Source organism: Paraburkholderia sediminicola, assembly GCF_046030555.1.
Lineage (GTDB): Bacteria > Pseudomonadota > Gammaproteobacteria > Burkholderiales > Burkholderiaceae > Paraburkholderia > Paraburkholderia sediminicola_E.
Window position 1 is genome coordinate 669,132 of the sequence record NZ_JAQQCH010000001.1, and the last position, 19,771, is coordinate 688,902.

16 protein-coding genes are annotated in these 19,771 nt (G+C 63.1%); 6 read left to right on the forward strand and 10 right to left on the reverse strand.

Annotation, left to right across the window (positions count from 1 at the left end; translation table 11 throughout):
- Window positions 1–70 precede the first annotated feature (70 nt).
- From PQQ52_RS03110 to PQQ52_RS03120, 3 genes are read left to right on the forward strand one after another with little or no spacing between them, the layout of a single operon-like run.
- Entirely contained in the window at window positions 71–1,045 is a 975-nt protein-coding gene (locus PQQ52_RS03110; protein ID WP_408206706.1) for a metal ABC transporter solute-binding protein, read from the forward strand.
- Window positions 1,042–2,007: an ABC transporter ATP-binding protein gene (locus PQQ52_RS03115; RefSeq protein ID WP_408206708.1), complete on the forward strand. Its 966-nt coding sequence runs from the start codon at window positions 1,042–1,044 to the stop codon at window positions 2,005–2,007. The genes PQQ52_RS03110 and PQQ52_RS03115 overlap by 4 nt, the downstream gene beginning before the upstream one ends.
- The gene (locus tag PQQ52_RS03120) at window positions 2,000–2,782 is read left to right on the forward strand and encodes a metal ABC transporter permease (protein ID WP_408206710.1); all 783 of its coding nucleotides are present in this window, start codon (window positions 2,000–2,002) and stop codon (window positions 2,780–2,782) included. Before PQQ52_RS03115 ends, PQQ52_RS03120 begins: the two co-directional genes overlap by 8 nt.
- 129 nt (window positions 2,783–2,911) lie before the next feature.
- On the opposite strand, the gene fghA is transcribed toward PQQ52_RS03120, so the two are convergent.
- The 3 genes from fghA to PQQ52_RS03135 form a co-directional block, all read right to left on the reverse strand.
- The gene (gene fghA, locus PQQ52_RS03125; RefSeq protein WP_408206712.1) at window positions 2,912–3,763 is read right to left on the reverse strand and encodes an S-formylglutathione hydrolase; all 852 of its coding nucleotides are present in this window, start codon (window positions 3,761–3,763) and stop codon (window positions 2,912–2,914) included.
- Between the two features lie 58 nt (window positions 3,764–3,821).
- Window positions 3,822–4,928 carry an S-(hydroxymethyl)glutathione dehydrogenase/class III alcohol dehydrogenase gene (locus tag PQQ52_RS03130; RefSeq protein WP_408206714.1) on the reverse strand — a complete coding sequence of 369 codons (1,107 nt, stop codon included), beginning with the start codon at window positions 4,926–4,928 and terminating at the stop codon, window positions 3,822–3,824.
- 228 nt (window positions 4,929–5,156) lie between these two features.
- Entirely contained in the window at window positions 5,157–6,602 is a 1,446-nt protein-coding gene (locus PQQ52_RS03135) for a xylulokinase (protein ID WP_408206716.1), read from the reverse strand.
- A 425-nt stretch (window positions 6,603–7,027) separates the two neighbouring features.
- On the opposite strand from PQQ52_RS03135, the gene PQQ52_RS03140 reads away from it, so the two are divergent.
- Window positions 7,028–8,437, forward strand: a complete 1,410-nt coding sequence (locus tag PQQ52_RS03140; RefSeq protein ID WP_408206718.1) for a nucleobase:cation symporter-2 family protein — start codon at window positions 7,028–7,030, stop codon at window positions 8,435–8,437.
- Window positions 8,438–8,620: 183 nt separating this feature from the next.
- On the opposite strand, the gene PQQ52_RS03145 is transcribed toward PQQ52_RS03140, so the two are convergent.
- Genes PQQ52_RS03145 through PQQ52_RS03155 form a run of 3 tightly spaced genes read right to left on the reverse strand, consistent with a single transcriptional unit; the run spans window position 8,621 to window position 14,630 of the window.
- Window positions 8,621–10,168 carry an efflux transporter outer membrane subunit gene (locus PQQ52_RS03145; protein WP_408206719.1) on the reverse strand — a complete coding sequence of 516 codons (1,548 nt, stop codon included), beginning with the start codon at window positions 10,166–10,168 and terminating at the stop codon, window positions 8,621–8,623.
- A 1-nt stretch (window position 10,169) separates the two neighbouring features.
- Window positions 10,170–13,379, reverse strand: a complete 3,210-nt coding sequence (locus PQQ52_RS03150; RefSeq protein ID WP_408206721.1) for an efflux RND transporter permease subunit — start codon at window positions 13,377–13,379, stop codon at window positions 10,170–10,172.
- Between the two features lie 18 nt (window positions 13,380–13,397).
- A complete protein-coding gene (locus PQQ52_RS03155) occupies window positions 13,398–14,630 on the reverse strand; it encodes an efflux RND transporter periplasmic adaptor subunit (protein ID WP_408206723.1) in 1,233 nt (410 codons plus the stop codon).
- Window positions 14,631–15,059: 429 nt separating this feature from the next.
- Between PQQ52_RS03155 and PQQ52_RS03160 the strand changes: the two genes are divergently transcribed.
- Window positions 15,060–15,737 (forward strand): TetR family transcriptional regulator, encoded by a 678-nt coding sequence (locus tag PQQ52_RS03160; protein WP_408206725.1) that lies wholly within the window; start codon window positions 15,060–15,062, stop codon window positions 15,735–15,737.
- A gap of 5 nt (window positions 15,738–15,742) precedes the next feature.
- On the opposite strand, the gene PQQ52_RS03165 is transcribed toward PQQ52_RS03160, so the two are convergent.
- Complete coding sequence (locus PQQ52_RS03165) at window positions 15,743–16,375, reverse strand: cysteine hydrolase family protein (protein ID WP_408206727.1); 633 nt, start codon at window positions 16,373–16,375, stop codon at window positions 15,743–15,745.
- Between the two features lie 181 nt (window positions 16,376–16,556).
- Here PQQ52_RS03165 and PQQ52_RS03170 point away from each other — a divergent pair, with 181 nt between their 5' ends.
- Entirely contained in the window at window positions 16,557–17,552 is a 996-nt protein-coding gene (locus PQQ52_RS03170) for a helix-turn-helix domain-containing protein (protein ID WP_408206728.1), read from the forward strand.
- Window positions 17,553–17,692: 140 nt separating this feature from the next.
- On the opposite strand, the gene PQQ52_RS03175 is transcribed toward PQQ52_RS03170, so the two are convergent.
- The 3 genes from PQQ52_RS03175 to PQQ52_RS03185 form a co-directional block, all read right to left on the reverse strand.
- Window positions 17,693–18,454 carry an SRPBCC family protein gene (locus tag PQQ52_RS03175; protein WP_408206730.1) on the reverse strand — a complete coding sequence of 254 codons (762 nt, stop codon included), beginning with the start codon at window positions 18,452–18,454 and terminating at the stop codon, window positions 17,693–17,695.
- A gap of 33 nt (window positions 18,455–18,487) precedes the next feature.
- The gene (locus PQQ52_RS03180; protein ID WP_408206732.1) at window positions 18,488–18,886 is read right to left on the reverse strand and encodes a DUF427 domain-containing protein; all 399 of its coding nucleotides are present in this window, start codon (window positions 18,884–18,886) and stop codon (window positions 18,488–18,490) included.
- A gap of 153 nt (window positions 18,887–19,039) precedes the next feature.
- Window positions 19,040–19,534, reverse strand: a complete 495-nt coding sequence (locus PQQ52_RS03185; protein ID WP_408206734.1) for a carboxypeptidase regulatory-like domain-containing protein — start codon at window positions 19,532–19,534, stop codon at window positions 19,040–19,042.
- Between the last annotated feature and the right edge of the window lie 237 nt (window positions 19,535–19,771).

The following is a 19,771-nucleotide window of genomic DNA, read 5'->3' on the forward strand; positions in this document are numbered from 1 at the left end:
GCATGACCGCGAAAAGCGGGCATGCCTGACGTTTGTGTTTCTTTCAACTCTCACGCAGCAGGAAACAACGATGAAGAAATTCGGCTCGATGTTGACCGGGGCGCGTCATGCGCTGAAGCTGTCGAAATATCTGGCCATGGGCGCGGCTGCCGCTACTGCTTTCTCGCTCAGTCATAGCGCCTTCGCTGCGGATGCGAAAATCCCGGTGGTGGCAGCGGAAAACTTTTATGGCGACGTCGTGCAGCAACTGGGCGGCGACCGAGTCGATGTAACGAGCATCCTCAGCAATCCGGATCAGGATCCACATCTGTTCGAAGCCAGTCCGAAGACGGCGCGCGCCTTGCAACATGCGAGCCTTGTGGTCTACAACGGCGCCGACTACGATCCGTGGATGGCAAAATTGCTGGGCGCCTCGAAGAGCGCGAAGCGCATCACGATCGTCGCCGCGGACCTCGTCGGCAAGAAGGGCGGCGATAATCCGCACCTCTGGTACGACCCGGCGACCATGCCGAAAGTGGCGCGCGCGGTAAGCGAGGCGCTCGTCGCGGCTGACCCGGCGCACAAGTCGGCGTACGATGCGAACCTCGCGAAGTTTCTCGATTCGCTGAAACCGATCGACGCCAAGGTCGCCGGCCTGCATAGCCGCTACGCCGGCGTGCCGGTGACCGCGACCGAGCCGGTGTTCGGTTATATGTCGGACGCGGTAGGCCTCTCGATGCGCAATCTGCGCTTCCAGTTGGCGACGATGAACGACACTGAAGCAAGCGCGGCCGATATCGCCGCGTTCGAAGGCGATCTGCGCGAAAAGCGCGTACGCGTTCTGATCTATAACAGCCAGGCAACCGAGGCCCTGACCAAACGCATGTTGAAGCTCGCGCAGCAATCGAAGGTGCCGACCATGAGCGTCACCGAAACCGAACCGGCCGGTAAGACCTATCAGACGTGGATGCTGACGCAGCTCGACGCGCTGGGCACGGCGCTGGCCGCGGGCGATGCGAGCGCAGCGAATGCGGCGGCTTCCACCGCCAAAGGAAAAACTCCATGACCGAGACTGGCCGCAGCACGCCAGCTAATGTGCCGCCCCGCGCATCGACCAGCGCACGCGCCAACACGCCCGTGCTCGAACTCGAGAACGTGACACTCGAACTCGGTGGCCGCTCGATTCTGCGCGACACCGGGTTCGTGGTGAATCAGGGTGAGTTCATCGGCGTGCTCGGGCCGAACGGCGCGGGCAAGACGACGCTGATGCGCGCCGTGCTCGGTCTCGTGCCGGCGGCGAGCGGCGCGATCCGCGTACTGGGACAGCCGGTCGAGCGCGGCAACGCGTCGATCGGCTATATGCCGCAGACGCGCAGTGCGCTGGCAGGACGCCGCGTGCGCGGCCGCGATTTCGTCGCCATGGCTGCCGACGGACACCGCTGGGGCCTGCCCCATGCGGACAGCAAGACCCGCGCGGATGTCGAGCGGGTGCTGGATCTGGTGGGCGGCCGCAAGCTGGCCGAGCGGCCGTTATCGGAACTGTCGGGCGGCGAGCGTCAGCGTCTGCTGCTCGCGCAATGCCTGCTCGGCAATCCCAAGCTGCTGCTGCTCGACGAGCCGTTGATCAGCCTCGATCCGCATCATCAGAAGAGCGTCGTCGAACTGGTGCGGCGCGTGCAGCAGGAACTCGGCATTGCCGTGCTGTTCTCGGCGCATGAACTGAACCCGCTTCTGAACGCGCTCGACCGCGTGCTGTATCTCGGCAGCGGCGTCGCCGCGCTCGGCACTGTCGATGAAGTCATTACAAGGCCGGTGCTATCGCGTCTCTATGGTTCGCCGATCGACGTGATGCGTGTGAACGGCCGCATCTTCGTGATGTCGGGCGACGTCGAAGTGGAAAAGCACGATCACGAGCACGAACACGACGAGAACGGCGGCCATAGCCACTCACACTCGCACGACCATGGCCACGCACACGGCCACTCACACCCGCACGACTCACGCGACGGACACACGCACGATGTTTGAATACGATTTCATGGTGAACGCGTTCGCGGCGTCGGGGATCGTCGCGGTGCTGGCAGGGATAGTTGGATATTTTCTGGTGATGCGTGGACAGACCTTCGCGGGCCACGCGCTCTCGCACGTGGGCTTCACCGGTGCGACCGGCGCGGTCCTGATCGGCATTTCGCCGATCTGGGGGATGATCGGCTTCACGCTCGCGGCAGGGGTCGGCATGGGCGCGCTGGGCGAGCGGCTCGCTGGACGCGATGTAGCGATCGGCGTGATCCTGTCGCTGTCGCTCGGTTTCGGCCTGCTGTTCCTGCACTTCTTCACGGCGTACGCGACCCAGGTCACCGCGCTGCTGTTCGGCAACGTGCTCGGCGTGAATGCGTCGACGCTCGGCGTGCTGGCGGCGTTGGGTGTCGTCAGTTTGCTGGCGCTCGCGGCGATCATGCGGCCGTTGCTGTTTGCTTCGCTACAGCCGGAATTGGCCGAAGCCAAGGGCGTGTCGTTGCGTCTGGTGTCGGTGCTGTTTCTGGCGATTGCCGCACTGGCCGTCGCGGCATGCACACAGATCGTCGGTGTACTGCTGGTGTTCACGCTGATGGTCGGACCGGCTGCCGCTGCGCAAAACGTGACGACGCGGCTTTCGACCGGTCTCGTACTCGCCGCCGTGTTCGCGCTGGTGCAGGCGTGGCTGGGTCTGACGCTGGCGTTCTATACCGATTGGCCGACGAGCTTCTGGATCACCGTGCTGTCGGCTGTTGTGTATGGCGGGAGTTTGTTGAGGCGGCACTGAGCGGCGCTTGTGCGCTGAGTGGCTGACTGAGCGCGCCGGCTGCATAGTCAACATCGCCGCATTGGCGCATATCGCCAGATGGCGGCGGCACACTGTGCGCCGCCGGCATCGCCATCGCCCTGGGGAATTTCAACCCAGCAGCACCTTCGCATGATGCGCGAGATGATCCTCGATGAACGTCGAGATGAAGTAATAGCCGTGGTCGTAGCCCGCGTGACGACGCAACGTTAGCGGCTGTCCCGCGGCCTTGCAGGCCGCTTCGAACACATCCGGATTCAGTTGCTCGGCGAGGAACTGGTCCGCCAGCCCCTGATCCACCAGAATCCCTTGCGCGAACTTGCGCGACGCGCGGGCAACCAGCTCGCTCGAGTCATACTGCTTCCACGCTTCCCGGTCTTCGCCCAGATAGCCGCTGAACGCCTTCACGCCCCAAGGGCACTGCGAAGGCGCTGCGATCGGCGCGAACGCCGACACCGACCGATAGATCTCCGGATTGCGCAGCGCGAGCATCAACGCGCCATGCCCCCCCATCGAATGCCCAAAGATGCCTAGACGCGCACCGTCCACCGGCAGATTCGCGAGCACCGTTTCGCGCAGTTCGTCGCGCACATACGAGTACATCCGATAGTGCTTCGCCCACGGCTGCTGTGTCGCGTCGACGTAAAAGCCCGCGCCCACGCCGAAGTCCCACGCCGCGCTTTCGCCTGGCACGCCGGCGCCGCGCGGACTGGTGTCCGGCGCGATCAGAGCGATGCCATGCTGTGCCGCAAAGCGCTGCGCGCCCGCCTTGACCGGAAAGGTTTCTTCCGTACATGTCAGACCCGCGAGGTAGAACAGCGCGGGCACATTCGCGCCGGCCTGCAGGGCCTGCGGCGGCAGATACACCGAGAAACGCATCGGCAGACCGACAGTCCGCGAGTCGTGCCGGTAGATCCGCTGCTCGCCGCCATGGCAGGCATGCGACGACAATAGTTCAAGCATTCGCGATGCTCCTTTCTGTGCTGGGTCCGTGATGCATTAGTGCTGCATTAGTGCCGCATTAATACAGCACGACCGAGCGGATCGACTCGCCCTTCTTCATCAGATCAAAGCCTTCGTTGATGCGCTCGAGCGGCAGACGGTGCGTGATCAGATCGTCGATATTGATCTTGCCTTCCATGTACCAGTCGACGATTTTCGGCACGTCGGTGCGGCCGCGCGCGCCGCCGAATGCGGAACCCTTCCACTCACGGCCCGTCACCAACTGGAACGGACGCGTGCTGATTTCCTCGCCCGCCGCCGCCACGCCAATGATGAACGACTGACCCCAACCCTTGTGCGTGCACTCCAGCGCCTGACGCATCACCTTGGTGTTGCCGATACATTCGAACGAGTAGTCGGCGCCACCATCGGTGAGTTGGACGATGTGATCGACCACGTTTTCGACTTCGTTCGGGTTGATGAAGTGGGTCATGCCGAACTTCTTCGCCAACTCCACGCGGCCTGGGTTGATATCGACGCCGATGATCTTGTCCGCGCCAACCATCTTCGCGCCCTGGATCACGTTCAGGCCGATGCCGCCGAGACCGAACACCACCACGTTCGCGCCCGCCTCGACCTTCGCCGAATACACGACAGCGCCCACGCCCGTCGTCACGCCGCAACCGATGTAGCAGATCTTGTCGAAGGGTGCGTCTTCACGCACCTTCGCGACGGCAATTTCCGGCACGACGATGTAGTTCGAAAACGTGGACGTGCCCATGTAGTGAAACAGCGGCTTGCCGTCCAGCGAGAAACGCGACGTCGCATCGGGCATCAGACCCTTACCTTGCGTCGAACGGATCGCCTGGCAAAGATTGGTCTTGCGCGACAGACAGAATTTGCACTGGCGGCATTCCGGCGTGTACAGCGGAATCACGTGATCGCCCTTCTTCAACGTGCCGACGCCCGGGCCGACATCGACGATCACGCCCGCGCCTTCGTGGCCGAGAATCGCCGGGAAGACGCCTTCCGGATCGGCGCCCGAGAGCGTGTAGTAATCGGTGTGGCAGATACCCGTCGCCTTCACTTCGATCAGGACTTCACCGACGCGCGGGCCTTCCAGATCCACTTCTTCGATCGTCAACGGGGCGCCGGCTTTCCATGCGATTGCTGCTTTGGTTTTCATCGTGAATGCTCCTGTGAGTCTGTGAATGCTACGGCGCGTCGCGGCGAGAGATCGCGCGGCGCGCCGGTGTCGTGGTTCGGCTGCTGCGGTTAATTCGTTTGCCAGGCTGTGAACGGACAAAGTAGCTCTCGTCCCGCGTCATTGTGCCGGCGTATAACTTAGCGCGCGAAAGTCGTTATGGTATTGCAAAGTACGTCGCGGCATTGTCTGTAGCTGACATCGCGTTGGTCACCGAAGCGGGGTTTCACCGAACCATGATTCGACGCGACCATACAGATCGAGAAAGCGCGCGTAACGTTCGGCGAGTGCCGCATCGCCTTGTGGCCCCGCAACACGCGTCGCGCCCGGTGCAAGCGCGGCAAGGTCGCTCGCGTGCCAATGCCCGCTCGCCAATCCGCCGAGGATGGCCGCGCCACGCGGCGCCGCGTTCGGACAATCCACGGCATAAAGCTCGACGTTTAGCGCGTCGGCGAGCAACTGCCGCCAGCGTGCATCGACTGAGCCGCCGCCCGCGAGCTTCAGGGTTGTCACCGTCGCGCCGCTCGTGCGGATCGCGTCGAGGCCGGCACGCAGCGAGAACGCGACGCCTTCGAATGCGGCGCGCATCATGGTGCCGCGCGTGTGGTCGAGCGCAAGGCCGAGCCAGCCGCCACGTGCGGACGGGTTGAGCCACGGGGTGCGCTCGCCGGTGAGGTACGGCAGGAAGGTGAGGCCTGGTGCGGCGCTCGTGGGGGCGCTTGTTGCATCGCCAAACGCATCACGATAGGCATCGGCCCATTCATACGAGAGCCAGCCGCGCACGCGTTCGAGCGCGACGCCGACGTTTTGCATCGCCGCCATCCGATACCAGTGATCACTCGCGGCTCGATAGCGATGCAAACCTTTTACGGCTTGTGGTGCGTGTTCGGCGAGCACGACGATTTGTCCACCGGTGCCGGTGGTGAGCAACGCGTCGCCGTCGCTGGCGAGACCGCTGCCGAGCGCGGCACATGGCGTATCGGCGGCGCCAATCGCGAGAACGATGCCGGCTCGCAGACCCAGTTCCCGTGCAGCTTTCTGCGACAAAGTACCGCCCGCCGCATAGGAAGGCGCAAGCGGCGCAAACCATTCATGCGGCAATTCGAGCCGTTCAAGCAGCGCCCGATCCCACACACCGGCAGGATCGCCGAGCGCCGTCGCGCAGGCGTCGGAAGGATCGGTTGCGACCGCGCCGCCCAGCGCGACACGCAGCCAATCCTTCGGTTGCAGCGCCCAACGCGTCTTGCGCGCCGACAGCGGTTCGTTCTGCACGATCCAACGCAGCAAAGGACCCGCCATGCCAGGCGCAACAGGATTCGGCTGCGGTTCGGGCCATTGATCGAGCAGCCCCAACGCACGCGTGTCGGGCCAGAGCATCGCGGGGCGCACAGCTTCGCCATCGGCGTCGATCAACACGACACCGTGCATCTGTCCGGAGAGGCCGATTGCCCGCACCTCGCGGCGCCAATCCTCAGGCAAACGCGTCGCCGCTTCGCATAGTGCGCGCCACCAGGTTTGCACCGAGATTTCCGCCCATCCTGAGTGCGGCGTGTCGAGTGCATACGCGACACTCGCCGCGGCCCGCTCGCGGCCACTTTCGTCGACGATTGCTACTTTGAGGGAACCGGTACCGAGGTCGATGCCAAGAAAACTCATGGGCGATAGAACGTCAATTTGAGCTTGGGGATAAGCACGCGAAAGGTGCCTGGAAAGGCGTATTTTCGGTCACTGCGACGCGGTTTCGGAAACGCGTCCGAACGCACGCAGAAAAGCCGGAATCGCGGGTTAACCCCGCCACGTCGCGAGCCACATCAAAACAGCACTATGCGGCGAGCGAGATACACCTCATTGATTCTCACACATATCTCGTTCAGACGGGCACGCGCGGCGCGTGAGCTCCCATCACTACTGCAAGGGGCTTGCGGCCGATTTGTGCAGTGCGCGCATTTCTTTTGGCTTTCAAATCAGCCTCATGCATATCGTCACCGGGAATGCCGGAATAGGCCCCAGTGGTCTTGTTGCACTTTTTCGTTCCGCATACCTTGGAGCTATCCCAAAACGAGATGGTGGAGAGAGACAAAATGCAATCGAACACGGTTCACCCGTGCGACGAGCGACTGCCCGCGGGCCAGTTGCTTACGCTCGGCATTCAGCACGTTTTGGTGATGTACGCCGGCGCAGTTGCGGTGCCGCTGATCATCGGCGCGGCGCTGAAGTTGCCGAAAGACCAGATCGCGTTCCTGATCAGCGCCGATCTGTTTTCCTGCGGCATCGCCACGCTGATTCAGACCCTCGGTCTGTGGATCTTCGGCATTCGTCTGCCGGTCATCATGGGCTGCACGTTCGCGGCTGTCGGTCCGATGGTTGCGATCGGCACGAATCCATCGCTCGGCATTCTCGACATCTTCGGCTCGACGATCGCGGCCGGCGTCGTGGGCATCATCCTTGCGCCCGCGGTCGGCAAGCTGCTGCGCTTTTTCCCACCCGTCGTAATCGGCGTGGTGATCTCGGTGATCGGTCTCTCGCTGATGGAAGTGGGCATCAACTGGGCGGCCGGCGGCGTGGGCAATCCTGATTACGGCAATCCGGTCTATCTCGGCCTGTCGCTCCTTGTGTTGATGCTGATCCTGCTGATCAACAAATTCGCCAAGGGCTTCCTCGCCAATATCTCGGTGCTGCTCGGCATCGTTGCGGGTTTCATCATCGCGCTGGCGCTCGGCCGTGTGAACATGGACGGCGTCACGCACGCACCGTGGGTCGGCATCGTGATGCCGTTCCACTTCGGCCTGCCGCATTTCGATCCGCTCGCGATCGCGACAATGGTCACCGTGATGTTCGTCACCTTCATCGAATCGACCGGCATGTTCCTCGCGGTCGGTGACATGGTGGATCGTCCGGTGGATCAGAAAACGCTGGTGCGCGGTTTGCGCGTTGACGGTCTGGGCACGCTGATCGGTGGCATCTTCAACTCGTTTCCGCATACCTCGTTCTCGCAGAACGTCGGCCTGATCGGCGTGACGGGTGTGAAGAGCCGCTTTGTCTGCGCGATGGGCGGCGTGATCCTGGTGCTGCTGGGCCTGTTCCCGAAAATGGCACAAGTGGTTGCCTCGGTGCCGGCCTTCGTGCTCGGCGGTGCGGGCATCGTGATGTTCGGCATGGTTGCGGCAAACGGTATCAAGGTTCTGGCCAAGGTCGACTTCGTGAAGAACCACCACAACCTGTTCATCGTCGCGGTGAGTATCGGCATGGGTCTGGTGCCGGTGGTGTCGCCGCAATTTTTCTCGAAGCTGCCGCCGGCGCTCTCGCCGCTGTTGCATAGCGGGATCTTGCTGGCATCGGTGTCGGCGGTCGTGCTGAACCTGATCTTCAACGGTGTGAAGAGCGAGAAGAAGGCGCAGTGCGAAATTCGCAAAGCCGGCCATGATTTCGACGGACGCGGCGGGAATGAGCCGCCACGCGACGAGATGCTGCGTGCGGTGGATCTGCACTGAGCGTCTGATTGGGGAACCAGCGCCGTGCGACTGGGGTCGTTGCGGTGCGTGAGGTAGCGGAAGTCCCGCGCGCTCTGTGCAAAAAAAACGCCACGGCTTGCCGTGGCGTTTTTTATTCCCAGTCAACCTGATCAAGCGGCGCGGCCGGCGTAGAACAGAGCCCGCCGCGCGCCTGCTGCGAGCTTAACCCGCCGTGGCTGCCGAAGCCGCCACCGGCGCACTTGCCGCGCCGTAGTCGACCGGCGCATCCGCCGGACGTGGTTGCTCGCCAGCCCGCTGGATCCAGCCGCCGCCCAGTGCCTGGTACAAATCAACCAGGTTCTGGAGACGCTGCATGCGCGCCGTGATCAACGACTGCTGCGACGAGTACAGATCGGTCTGCGCGGTCAACACCGACAGATAGCTGTCGACGCCGTTCGTATAACGCAAATTCGACAGATCCAGTCGACGCTGCTCAGCAAAAGTATTGCGCTCCAGTGCCTGGATCTGCTGATCGTACGTGCCGCGCGCCGCCAGTCCGTCCGCCACTTCGCGGAAGGCCGTCTGGATCGCCTTTTCATACGTCGCGATCTGGACTTTCTTCTGGATATTGGCGAGATCGAGGTTGGCAAGGTTCTGCCCACCTTCGAAGATCGGCAGCGTGATCGACGGCGCAAAGCTCCATGCCGCCGAACCTGGCTTGAACAGGCCACCGAGCGATGGGCTCAGCGTGCCGAAGCTACCTGTCAGCGAGACCTTCGGGAAGAACGCCGCACGTGCCGCACCGATGTTCGCGTTGGCCGCCAGCAAGTTCTCTTCGGCCTCCATGATGTCCGGACGACGCGTCAACAGATCGGACGGCAAACCGGCCGGAATATCCGTGAGGAGATTCTGATCGTTCAACGTCAGACCCGGCGGCAAATCGGCAGGCAAGGGCTCGCCAAGCAACAGCACCAGCGCGTTCTCACCCTGGGCGCGCAGACGTGCCTGCGCCTGCAGGTTCGCGTTGGCCTGCTCGACCACGGTTTGCGATTGCCGCAAATCGAGTTCCGAACCCGTGCCGTTATCGAATTGCAGCTTGGCGATCCGATACGACTCCTGCGACGTCTTCAGCGTGTTCTGCGTCACCGTCAGCAGATCGTCGAGCTCGAGCACCGTCAGGTACTGCTCCGCGACTTGCGAGACCAGCGAGATTTCCGCCGCCTTGCGTGCCTGGGCGGTGGCCAGGTACTGCGCCAACGCCTGATCCTTCAGGCTTTGAATTCGCCCGAAGAAGTCGATTTCCCAGGAAGCGTTCAGACCGACCGAGTACGTGTTCGAGATTGTCTGGTTGTTGATAACCAGTTCCTTCGGCGTACGCGATTTGCTTTGCGAAGCCGCGGCGTCGAGTGTCGGGAACAGCCCGGCACGAACGATGCGGTACTGCGCCGCCGACGCCTGCATGTTCAGCACCGACACGCGCAGATCGCGGTTGTTCTTCAGCGCGATCTCGATCAACCGCTGCATGCGCGGATCGACAAAGAAGTCGCGCCAGCCGATATCGGCCGCAGCCTGGCCGCTGGCACTGCGCGCAGTAACCGACGTGCCCGTTTGCCCCGCGCCCGGCTGGGTCGCGCCCGGCTGCGTGTCATACACGCCGCCGGCCGGGAAGGTGCCCGTCACGGGTTCATCCGGGCGGTGGTACTTCGGCGCCATCGTGCAACCCGCGGCGAACAGCGCAACCGCCACTGCAATCAAAGAGTGTTTTTGCATCTCAATGTCCGTCCTTGCCCGAGCCTTCATCAGTCGACCCGCCGCCTTGGTCGTCATGCGGATGGTGCTGGTTGTAGTGTGCGAGCGCCTCATCCGGATCTTCCTTCTCGCCGCCGAACTTCGCACGAATCACGACGAAGAACATCGGGATCATGAAAATCGCGAGGAAGGTTGCCGTCAACATCCCGCCGATCACGCCGGTACCGATTGCGTGCTGGCTGGCCGAACCGGCGCCGTTACTGATCGCGAGCGGCATCACGCCGAGAATGAACGCGAGCGAGGTCATCAGAATCGGACGCAACCGCAGACGCGCTGCTTCGAGCGCGGCCTCGACCGGCCCCATTCCTTGACCCACCTGCAGGTCGCGGGCGAATTCCACGATCAGAATCGCGTTCTTCGCCGACAGCCCCACCGTGGTCAACAGCCCCACCTGGAAGAACACGTCATTCTCGAGTCCGCGCAGCGTAGCGGCCAGCAGTGCGCCGACCACGCCGAGCGGCACCACCATGATCACCGAGAACGGGATCGACCAGCTTTCATACAGCGCCGCGAGACAGAGGAACACGACGAGGATCGAGATGCCGTACAGAATCGGAGCCTGCGAACCGGACTGGCGTTCCTGCAACGACAAGCCCGTCCATTCGTAGCCGATACCCGCAGGCAGCTTCGCCACGAGTGCTTCCATGGCCGTCATGGCCTGACCGGTCGACTTGCCCGGTGCAGCCGCGCCCTGGATTTCCACCGCCGAGATACCGTTGTAGCGCTCGAGCTTCGGCGAACCGTAGGTCCACGTGCCGTTTGCGAACGATGAGAACGGCACCATGGTGCCGGCCGAATTGCGCACGTACCAGGCGCTCAGGTCTTCCGGGTTCATCCGGAACGGTGCGTCGCCTTGCAGATACACCTTCTTGATCCGGCCATCGGTATCGAGGAAGTTGTTCACGTACTGCGACGCCCATGCGATCGAGAACGTCTGGTCGATCGCCGACAGCGACACGCCGAGCGCGGAAGCCTTCTCGTGGTCGATATCCACCTTGAACTGCGGTGTATCGTTCAGGCCGTTCGGACGCACCTGAGCCAGCGTCGGATCTTTCGAGGCCATGCCCAGCAGCATGTTACGAGCTTGCATCAGCTTCTCGTGGCCAATACCGGCGCGATCCTGCAGTTCGAAGTCGAACCCGGCAGCCGTGCCGAGTTCAGGAATCGATGGCGGATTCACCGGATACACCAGTGCATTCTTGTAGCCCGAGAAATGCATGAAGAGACGGCCAACCAGCGCCTGCACCTTCTGATCCGAATGCTGACGCACCGAATAGTCCTTCATCCGCACGAACACGAGACCCGCGTTCTGACCGCGGCCGGCGAAGCTGAAGCCGTTCACGGTGAAGGTCGATTCGACGATGCTCTTCTCGCCGTTGAGCAGGTAGTCGGAGACGTCCTTCAGCGCGCGCGCCGTGGTTTCCTGCGTCGAGCCCGACGGCGTTTGCACCAGCACGAACATCGTGCCCTGGTCTTCGTCAGGCAGGAACGACTTCGGCAACTTCACGAACAGCAGGCCGACCGCGAAGATCACCACCATGTAGATGATCAGCCAACGGCCCGAGCGCTTGATCACGTGGTGAACGCCCGTGTGATATTTGTCGCGGCTCTTGTTGAACGTGCGGTTGAACCAGCCGAAGAAACCGGTGGTTTTTTCCGCGTGGCCCTTTTCGATCGGCTTGAGGATCGTCGCGCACAGCGCCGGCGTCAGAATCAATGCGACCAGCACGGACAGCACCATCGCCGCCACGATCGTCAGTGAGAACTGCCGGTAAATGGCCCCGACCGAGCCGCCCGAGAATGCCACCGGCACGAACACCGCCGACAGCACGAGTGCCACGCCGACCAGCGCGCCGGTAACCTGCTCCATCGCCTTGACGGTGGCGTCGCGAGGTGACAAGCCCTCCTCCTGCATCACCCGCTCGACGTTTTCAACCACCACGATCGCATCGTCCACCAGCAAGCCGATCGCCAGCACGAGCCCGAACATGGACAGCGTATTGATCGAGAAGCCAACCAGCCCCATCACGGCGAACGTGCCCAGCAGCACCACCGGCACGGCGATCGTCGGGATCAGCGTGGCGCGCAGGTTCTGCAGGAACAGGTACATGACCAGGAACACCAGCACGATACCTTCGAGCAGCGTCTTGACCACTTCTTCGATCGACAGGCGCACGAACGGCGTGGTGTCGTACGGATATTGCACGACCAGACCATGCGGGAAGTACTTCGACAGTTCGGCGACCTTCGCGCGCACTGCCTTGGCCGTAGCCAGCGCGTTCGCGCCGGTAGCGAGCTGAATACCGAAGCCTGCTGTCGGCTGACCGTTGTACTTGGTGTCGAAGTTGTAGTTTTCGCCACCGAGCTCGATGCGCGCCACGTCCTTGATACGGACTTGCGAACCGTCGGGATTGACCTTCAGCAGCACGTTGCCGAACTGTTCAGGCGTATTCAGCAGCGTGGCTTCCGTGATGGTTGCCTGCAGCACCTGCCCCGGCACCGACGGCGTACCGCCGAGCGAACCGCCCGCGACCTGCACGTTCTGGTTGGTCAGCGCGGTCTGCACATCTACCGGCGTGAGGCCGAAGTTGGTCAGCTTGTTCGCATCCAGCCAGATCCGCATTGCGTACTGCGAGCCGAACAGCGTCACCGTACCCACACCGTCGATCCGGCTGACCGGATCTTCAATGTTCGACGCGACGTAGTTCGCGAGGTCGTACTTGTTCATGCTGCCGTCTTCGGACACGAACGCCATCACCAGCAAGAAGCTGCTGCTCGACTTCGTGACCTTGGTGCCCAACTGCTGCACGGCTTGCGGCAGCAGCGGCGTGGCGAGCTGCAGCTTGTTCTGCACCTGCACCTGCGCAATGTCAGGATTGGTGCCGGCTGCGAACGTCAACGTGATCGTTGCGGTACCCGAGTCGTCCGAAGTGGACGACAGATACAGCAGGTGGTCGAGACCACTCATCTGCTGCTCGATCACCTGCGTGACGGTGTTTTCCACCGTCTTCGCCGATGCGCCCGGGTATGTTGCACTGATCTGCACGGCCGGCGGTGCGATGGTCGGGTATTGCGCGATCGGCAATGTAAAGACCGACGCGATACCCGCGAGCATCAGAATAATGGCGATCACCCATGCAAAAATCGGGCGATCAATAAAGAACTTTGCCATGAGGCGGGCTCCCTGTTATTACGCGCCCGATGCAGCAGAAGCGGGTTGCGCCGTCTGCGTAGCACCGCTGGCGGCCGGCGCACCCTGAGCGGATGCGTCGGAAGCGGGTGTGGCGGGAAGTTGCGCGGCAACGGCTTTGACGTCCTGGCCCGGATGCGCCTTGTCGGTGCCCTGGACAATCACGCGGTCGCCGGCCTTCAGGCCACTTTCCACCACCCAGTTCGAACCGTACGTACCCGAAGTGACGAGCTGGCGCAATTCGACCTTGTTCGCGCTATTGACCACGAGCGCGGTGGGCGTGCCCTTCTGGTCATGCGTGATGCCGACTTGCGGCACGACGATCGCGTTGTCGTTGATGCCTTCCTCGATCCTGGCGCGCACGAACATGCCCGGCAGCAGCACTTTGTCCGTGTTCTTGAAGATCGCGCGAACCGTCACCGAACCGGTGCTCTGGTCAACCGTCACGTCGGTGAACTGCAGCTTGCCCTTTTCCGAATAGGTGCGCCCGTCTTCGAGAATCAGCGAGACCTTGGCGGCGTCCGGGCCGCTCGTCTTCAGGCGCCCTTCCTGCACTTCGCGGCGCAGCTTCAGACCGTCGAGGCTCGATTGCGTCAGATCCACGTAGACCGGATCGAGTTGCTGCACCGTTGCCAGCAGCGTGGCCGCGCTCGCCTGAACATAAGCGCCCGGCGTGACTTGCGAGACGCCGATCTGGCCGGTCACCGGCGAGGTCACATCGGTGTAGCCGAGGTTGATCTGTGCCGTATCGACTGCTGCCTTGCCGGCAGCCACGTCCGCCGCGGCCTGGCCTTCTGCGGCGACCGCGTTGTCGTAGTCCTGCTTGCTGACCGCGTTGGCGGCAACCAGCACCTTGTAGCGGTTGGCTTGCGCGGTGGTCGACGCGAGGTTGGCCTGAGCCTTCGCCAGCGTTGCCTTAGCGTTGTTCAACGTCGCGACGTAGGGCGCCGGATCGATCTTGTATAGACGCTGACCTGACTTGACCTCTCCACCTTCCGTGAATTCGCGGCGCAACACGATGCCGTCGACCCGTGCGCGCACTTGCGCGACGAGGAAGGCACTGGTGCGGCCCGGCAATTCGGTGACGACGGGCACCGCCGTCGGCTGGACGGTGACGACGCCAACTTCGGGCGTTTGTTGCGGCGGGGCAGATTGTTTTGGTCCGCACGCTGCCAGCAATACGGCAGCCGTCGCGGCACTGATTAAGCGGAATGGAACCCGTTCGACGCGCATGGAGCGACCTCTGTCAAAGACTGAGAATGAAAAAGTGCGCGCATCCCTACCCCGGGGACGACAGCGCACACATGCGTCTTGCGACGCCTGACCGGAAGCCCGTGGATGCAAACCGCACCTGCAGGGGCATCCTGAGCGAAATGCGCCATACCGGGGAAATGCCGCACGGCGCCGCCCATCCGGGCACGGCGCAAGAGCGTTTTGAAAGGCAACAGTGACGGATATTAACCGGTCGTCACGGCTTGGGCTATCCGATCGTGGGATGCTATTATATATACATCCACGAATGCATGTAAAAGTGCGTTTGCTTCTTTGTAGCCGGGGGGGCTGCAAGATCGCTTCGTAAATTGCTTAACAGCAGACAGATTGTCATCGAGCGTACTTAAAAGCGCCCGGGAAAACCCCACGATCAGGGCAGGTCACCACAATATGGTCAGAAGAACCAAAGAAGAGGCGCAGGAGACGCGCAACAGTATTCTCGACGCGGCCGAACGGGTTTTCTTCGAGAAGGGTGTATCGCGCACGTCGCTCGCCGACATCGCGCAGGCGGCCGGCGTCACGCGTGGCGCGATCTATTGGCACTTCGCGCACAAAAGCGATCTGTTTACCGAAATGTTCGACCGCGTGCTGCTTCCGCTGGACGAACTCAAGGCCGCCTCGCAAGACCCCAATGAGCCTGACCCGCTTGGGCGCCTGAAGGAAATCTGCACGGTCTGCCTGCGCGACACCGCCAACGACCCGCGTCGTCGGCGAGTGTTCGACATCCTGTTTCTGAAGTGCGAGCTGGTCGAAGAGATGGGACCGGTGATGATCCGCTATCAGACCAATATGCGCGAAGGACTGAAGAAGATAGAAGGCGGTCTGCGCAACGCGATCTCCAAAGGCCAACTGCCCGCCGACCTGGACACGAGGACGGCAGCGGCGATGGTGCACGCGTTCGTCAGTGGCTCGCTGCGCGACATGCTGTTCCTGCCGGATGCGACCGATTTCGGCCAGCATGGGGAGCAGATGGTCGCTGGGATGTTCGATGCGCTGCTGCTGAGTCCGGCGCTGCGCACCGGGAATCGGACGGCGCCAGCCGCCCGGTTACCCGGTAAGACTAGCTAGGATACTTACGCGGCAACCCGGCGCGCCCGCGCCCTCTGATTCGACGTATAGATATCGCCGCGCTCGAGCGTCGGCCCGCCCTGCACCGCCGCGATCCACTGCGCCGTACTCGCCACCGCCGCGAAGTTCGACTGTAAGACCACACTGAAGACCCTGTGAATCTCCTCCGCGCTCGCCAGGCCCGCGCTGTTCTCATAGGGCAGCGAGCCAGTCGCGTCGTGCAGAAATTCGACGGCAAGCCCCGCATGGTATGCGTGGTTGATCGTCGACGCATCGCAGTTGTGCGTCATGTAACCGACGACTGTCAGCGTGTCGACCTGCTGCGCGGCCAGCCAGTCGGCGAGATCAGTGCCGGTAAAGGCGCTCGCCCGCGACTTCTCAATATAGTGATCGCGTGCCCGCGCGCCCACCACCGGATGCAGCTCGGCGCCTTCGCTGCCGCGCGCGAACACCGGTGAGCCGGCCGACGAGAAATGTTGCACAACCACCACCGGCACACCGGCAGCGCGCGCCGCGTCCATTGCACGGCCGATGTTCGCCAGCGAGGTTTGCACATCCGGGTATTCGATCGGCAGATCGCCCGTCACATATTCGTTCTGCACGTCGATAACAATCAGCGCACGGCGCGGTGTAGTCATGGCAAGACTCCTGTCAGATAAGGCTCGCGCTGCGTGGCCCGGGGCGGGCGCTGCATAGGCAGCGGCGATGACTGCATTGTTCGTCAGCCGCCGCTTCGCCGATAGTGACCCGAATGACAATATTCGCTAGAATCGGGCCATCGTTGGATCATCGTTGAATTTCATAGGGCGACTGCGACTGATGGCTACACCCACCTCCTGCACCGCGGAGCGCGACGACGCGCCCCGTCACGTCGTCGCAGTCGTCGCGTTCGACCGCATCAGCCCGTTCCATCTTTCGGTGCCGTGCGTGGTGTTCGGCGAGGACCGCAGCGGCGGCGGCTTGCCCGATTTCGACTTTCGCGTCTGTGCGGCCGAAACCGGCACGTTGACCACCACCGCTGGTTTCTCGATCGCCGTGACGCATGGGCTCGAAGCGCTCGCCGACGCGCACACCATCATCGTGCCGAGCTGGCGCGATCCGAACGAAACACCGCCCGCCGCCCTCCTCGACGCATTGCGCGCCGCCCATGCACGCGGCGCGCAACTGGTCGGGCTGTGTCTGGGCGCGTTCGTGCTGGCGGCGGCCGGCATCCTCGATGACCGGCCGGCGTCCACCCACTGGGCGTGGGCAGACGACTTCGCGCGCCGCTATCCGTGCGTGCGGCTCGATCCCGACGTGCTCTATGTCGACGACGGCAACGTGGTGACCTCGGCCGGCACGGCGGCCGGCCTCGACTGCTGTTTGCACGTGCTGCGCAAAATGTGCGGCGCGCAGGCCGCGAACTATGTCGCGCGACGGCTGGTCGTGCCGCCGCATCGACAAGGCGGCCAGGCGCAATTCATTCAGCAGCCCGTAGCGCCGAATGTACGCGGCGACCGCCTGTCCTGCCTGCTCGATTGGGTAAGGGAGAATCTGGATACGCCGCATACGCTCGACACCCTTGCCGAACGCGCCTTGATGAGCCGCCGCACTTTTACGCGGCGTTTCCGGCTGGCCACCGGCGCGACCGTCGGCGCATGGCTGCTGGCACAGCGGCTCGCCCGCGCGCAGCAGCTGCTGGAAAGCACAGATGACTCCGTGGAAGCGATCGCGGGGATTGCGGGCTTCGGCTCGACCGCCTCGCTACGGCAACATTTCGCGGAGGCGTTCCGCACCTCGCCGTCTGCATGGAGACGGGAGTTTCGCGGCGTGTGAGCGGGGACGGTGGATAGGGGCGGAAAAAGCGGATAGAACATTCAGGGGCCGCAAACGCCGGATGGCCAACGGCCTTTCGTAGCAGACCACCAGGATTTCGTAGTCGCGCCGGCACGACAGGGACGCACCGAGCCAGGCCGTTACTGTTCGCTAATCCAACGCGCCACATACAACAGCAGCGCCACCAGAAAAATCATCACCGCCCACGCCCAGTTCGGGACCGCATGCGGACCGGAGTCGCGATGCGAGACCTCATGCGATGCACCGTGGGATGCTCCGTGCGACGCGCTCGCCGCCCGCCCGGTCAACGCATTGCCATGTTCGGTACGGTTGCGTCGAGCGATGCCGCCGAGCGTGATCGGCCGCAGAAACACGTGCTGCCGGCGCGCCCCTGATCCACGTGCGCGGTTCGGCCCTTGTCCATGTTTGGCGCGAACAACCGCGCCGAACTCGTCAAAAAAATCGTCGGCCAGTTGATGCAGCGCGTTTTCGAGCTGACGCGTGGGCAGCTCGGCGAGCGGCCCGGACGAAGTCGCCCAAATCGTGTAATCGATCCGCGTACCCCGCTCCCTGCCGATGCCATGCGCGCCATCGTCAGCGCGCAACCTCACTTCGATCTGTCCGCGTAACGCGCCGATGCCCTCCGCTCGCGCCTTGAAGTTGATGGTGCGGCGCTGCGCGTCCGCCGGTCCGGAATCCTGGCCGGCGACGTGGGCCCGCGCTTCGTAACACGCGCGCAACGGCCCGAGCGGCACGGTCATGGTGAGCGCATATTCGCCGTGGCTAAGCCGCGTGAACGATTCGCAGTTGTCGAGGCTGGCACGCAACAAGGCGAGGTCCTGCAACGCGTCCCAAACGTCGGACGGCGTAAGCGGAATCCGTAACGCGTCGGTCACTTCCATGGCAGCCTCCCCCGATAAACGCGCGACAGCCGGTCAGGACGTCTGATCGATACGGTCGACGCGCGATGCGTAAAACGCGAGATACCCTTTTATTCGTATCGCCGCCTCGAGCGGCGTCTCGTAGCTCCACACCGCGTTTTCGATCAGGCCGTCTTCGGTGCGCAGATGGTAGTACGAAGCATCGCCCTTGAACGGGCAGTGCGAAGTATGGGTTGAGCGTTCGAGGCGCGCCATGTTGACGTCACCACGCGGAAAATAGAACACGTCCGGCAGGCCGGTTTCGGTGAGCGTCAAGCCGGCCTGGGTGTCGGCCATTGTCACACCGCCGTGAATCACCCGCACCCGGTGGTTGTTGCCACTAATGGCGATGGTGTGCCCACCCGTGCTCGCGCCGGGGCCGGGGCTTCCGTGAGGTGTCAAGGCATCGCTCATGTCTCGGCTCCGTGTCTGGTGTGCGGTCGAGCAAACAAAAAAGCCACGGGGGGCGCCCGTGGCTTCATTATCGGCCAAACTTCAGCCAATTGCGCGACCTTCCTGAATGCCGCCCGGGCGTCTCGCCCGGCGCCGCTCAGGACGGTGAGCCGCTTACTGCGTATTCCAGTAGAACGCCGCCTTGGCGGTGCCCTTGGCCGGAACGGTCACCGACCTGGTCTGGTCGTTATCCTTGTACTGCGCATGCACCGTGTAGCGGCCCGGCCGCAGCTTGACCAGCATGTATGGCCCGCGCGACGTGGCGCTCAGCACGTCACCGCTGTGCGCGTCGACCACTCGCACGTGGACATCGGCGAGAAAGTCAGAGCCGGGACCGGTGAAGCGCAGCGACAACGGCCACTGGCTTTGTGCGTGCTGCAGTGCTTTCGATTCGTCGAGACCGACGCCGCCCGATACGAACGAAACGTCGCCCTGATGCTGGATTTGCGGCAGGCCGCCACCGTTGGCGTTGCCCGCGCTGCTTTCGTCAGTGGTCGTGCCACCCGTTACGTCACTCGCCTGTGCATAAGCGCCGCCCGCCAGACCGAGCGTGAGCGCCGCACATACGGCGGCGGCTACGATCCTTCGCTGATTGCGTTGGGTTTTCATCGGTTCGCTCCTTCTTAAGGTCCTTGTCGTCCGGCGTCCCTCAGTGGGTCCGGATCAAGGCAGACGCAACCTGCGTGCCAAGCGTCAGTTTGCGTCGTCTGGAAACCGCTGCTGCGCCACGCCATGCGGCGCAGAGCGCCCTTCTTCACGAGATTGATGCGGGCGACGGATGCCGGTCCGTCGGCAGTAAGTGCAAGGACCGGCAAGCGTTACTTCAATTTCCGGGCGGATCGGCAA

Excerpts from the sequence above, each read along its gene's own strand:
- PQQ52_RS03185 (WP_408206734.1), bottom strand. The coding sequence starts at position 19,534 with ATGAAAACCCAACGCAATCAGCGAAGGATCGTAGCCGCCGCCGTATGT.
- PQQ52_RS03180 (WP_408206732.1), bottom strand. The coding sequence starts at position 18,886 with ATGAGCGATGCCTTGACACCTCACGGAAGCCCCGGCCCCGGCGCGAGC.
- PQQ52_RS03130 (WP_408206714.1), bottom strand. The coding sequence starts at position 4,928 with ATGAAAACCAAAGCAGCAATCGCATGGAAAGCCGGCGCCCCGTTGACG.
- PQQ52_RS03140 (WP_408206718.1), top strand. The coding sequence starts at position 7,028 with ATGCAATCGAACACGGTTCACCCGTGCGACGAGCGACTGCCCGCGGGC.
- PQQ52_RS03170 (WP_408206728.1), top strand. The coding sequence starts at position 16,557 with ATGGCTACACCCACCTCCTGCACCGCGGAGCGCGACGACGCGCCCCGT.
- PQQ52_RS03175 (WP_408206730.1), bottom strand. The coding sequence starts at position 18,454 with ATGGAAGTGACCGACGCGTTACGGATTCCGCTTACGCCGTCCGACGTT.
- PQQ52_RS03115 (WP_408206708.1), top strand. The coding sequence starts at position 1,042 with ATGACCGAGACTGGCCGCAGCACGCCAGCTAATGTGCCGCCCCGCGCA.
- PQQ52_RS03120 (WP_408206710.1), top strand. The coding sequence starts at position 2,000 with ATGTTTGAATACGATTTCATGGTGAACGCGTTCGCGGCGTCGGGGATC.
- PQQ52_RS03145 (WP_408206719.1), bottom strand. The coding sequence starts at position 10,168 with ATGCAAAAACACTCTTTGATTGCAGTGGCGGTTGCGCTGTTCGCCGCG.
- PQQ52_RS03165 (WP_408206727.1), bottom strand. The coding sequence starts at position 16,375 with ATGACTACACCGCGCCGTGCGCTGATTGTTATCGACGTGCAGAACGAA.
- PQQ52_RS03135 (WP_408206716.1), bottom strand. The coding sequence starts at position 6,602 with ATGAGTTTTCTTGGCATCGACCTCGGTACCGGTTCCCTCAAAGTAGCA.
- PQQ52_RS03150 (WP_408206721.1), bottom strand. The coding sequence starts at position 13,379 with ATGGCAAAGTTCTTTATTGATCGCCCGATTTTTGCATGGGTGATCGCC.
- PQQ52_RS03110 (WP_408206706.1), top strand. The coding sequence starts at position 71 with ATGAAGAAATTCGGCTCGATGTTGACCGGGGCGCGTCATGCGCTGAAG.
- fghA (WP_408206712.1), bottom strand. The coding sequence starts at position 3,763 with ATGCTTGAACTATTGTCGTCGCATGCCTGCCATGGCGGCGAGCAGCGG.
- PQQ52_RS03160 (WP_408206725.1), top strand. The coding sequence starts at position 15,060 with ATGGTCAGAAGAACCAAAGAAGAGGCGCAGGAGACGCGCAACAGTATT.
- PQQ52_RS03155 (WP_408206723.1), bottom strand. The coding sequence starts at position 14,630 with ATGCGCGTCGAACGGGTTCCATTCCGCTTAATCAGTGCCGCGACGGCT.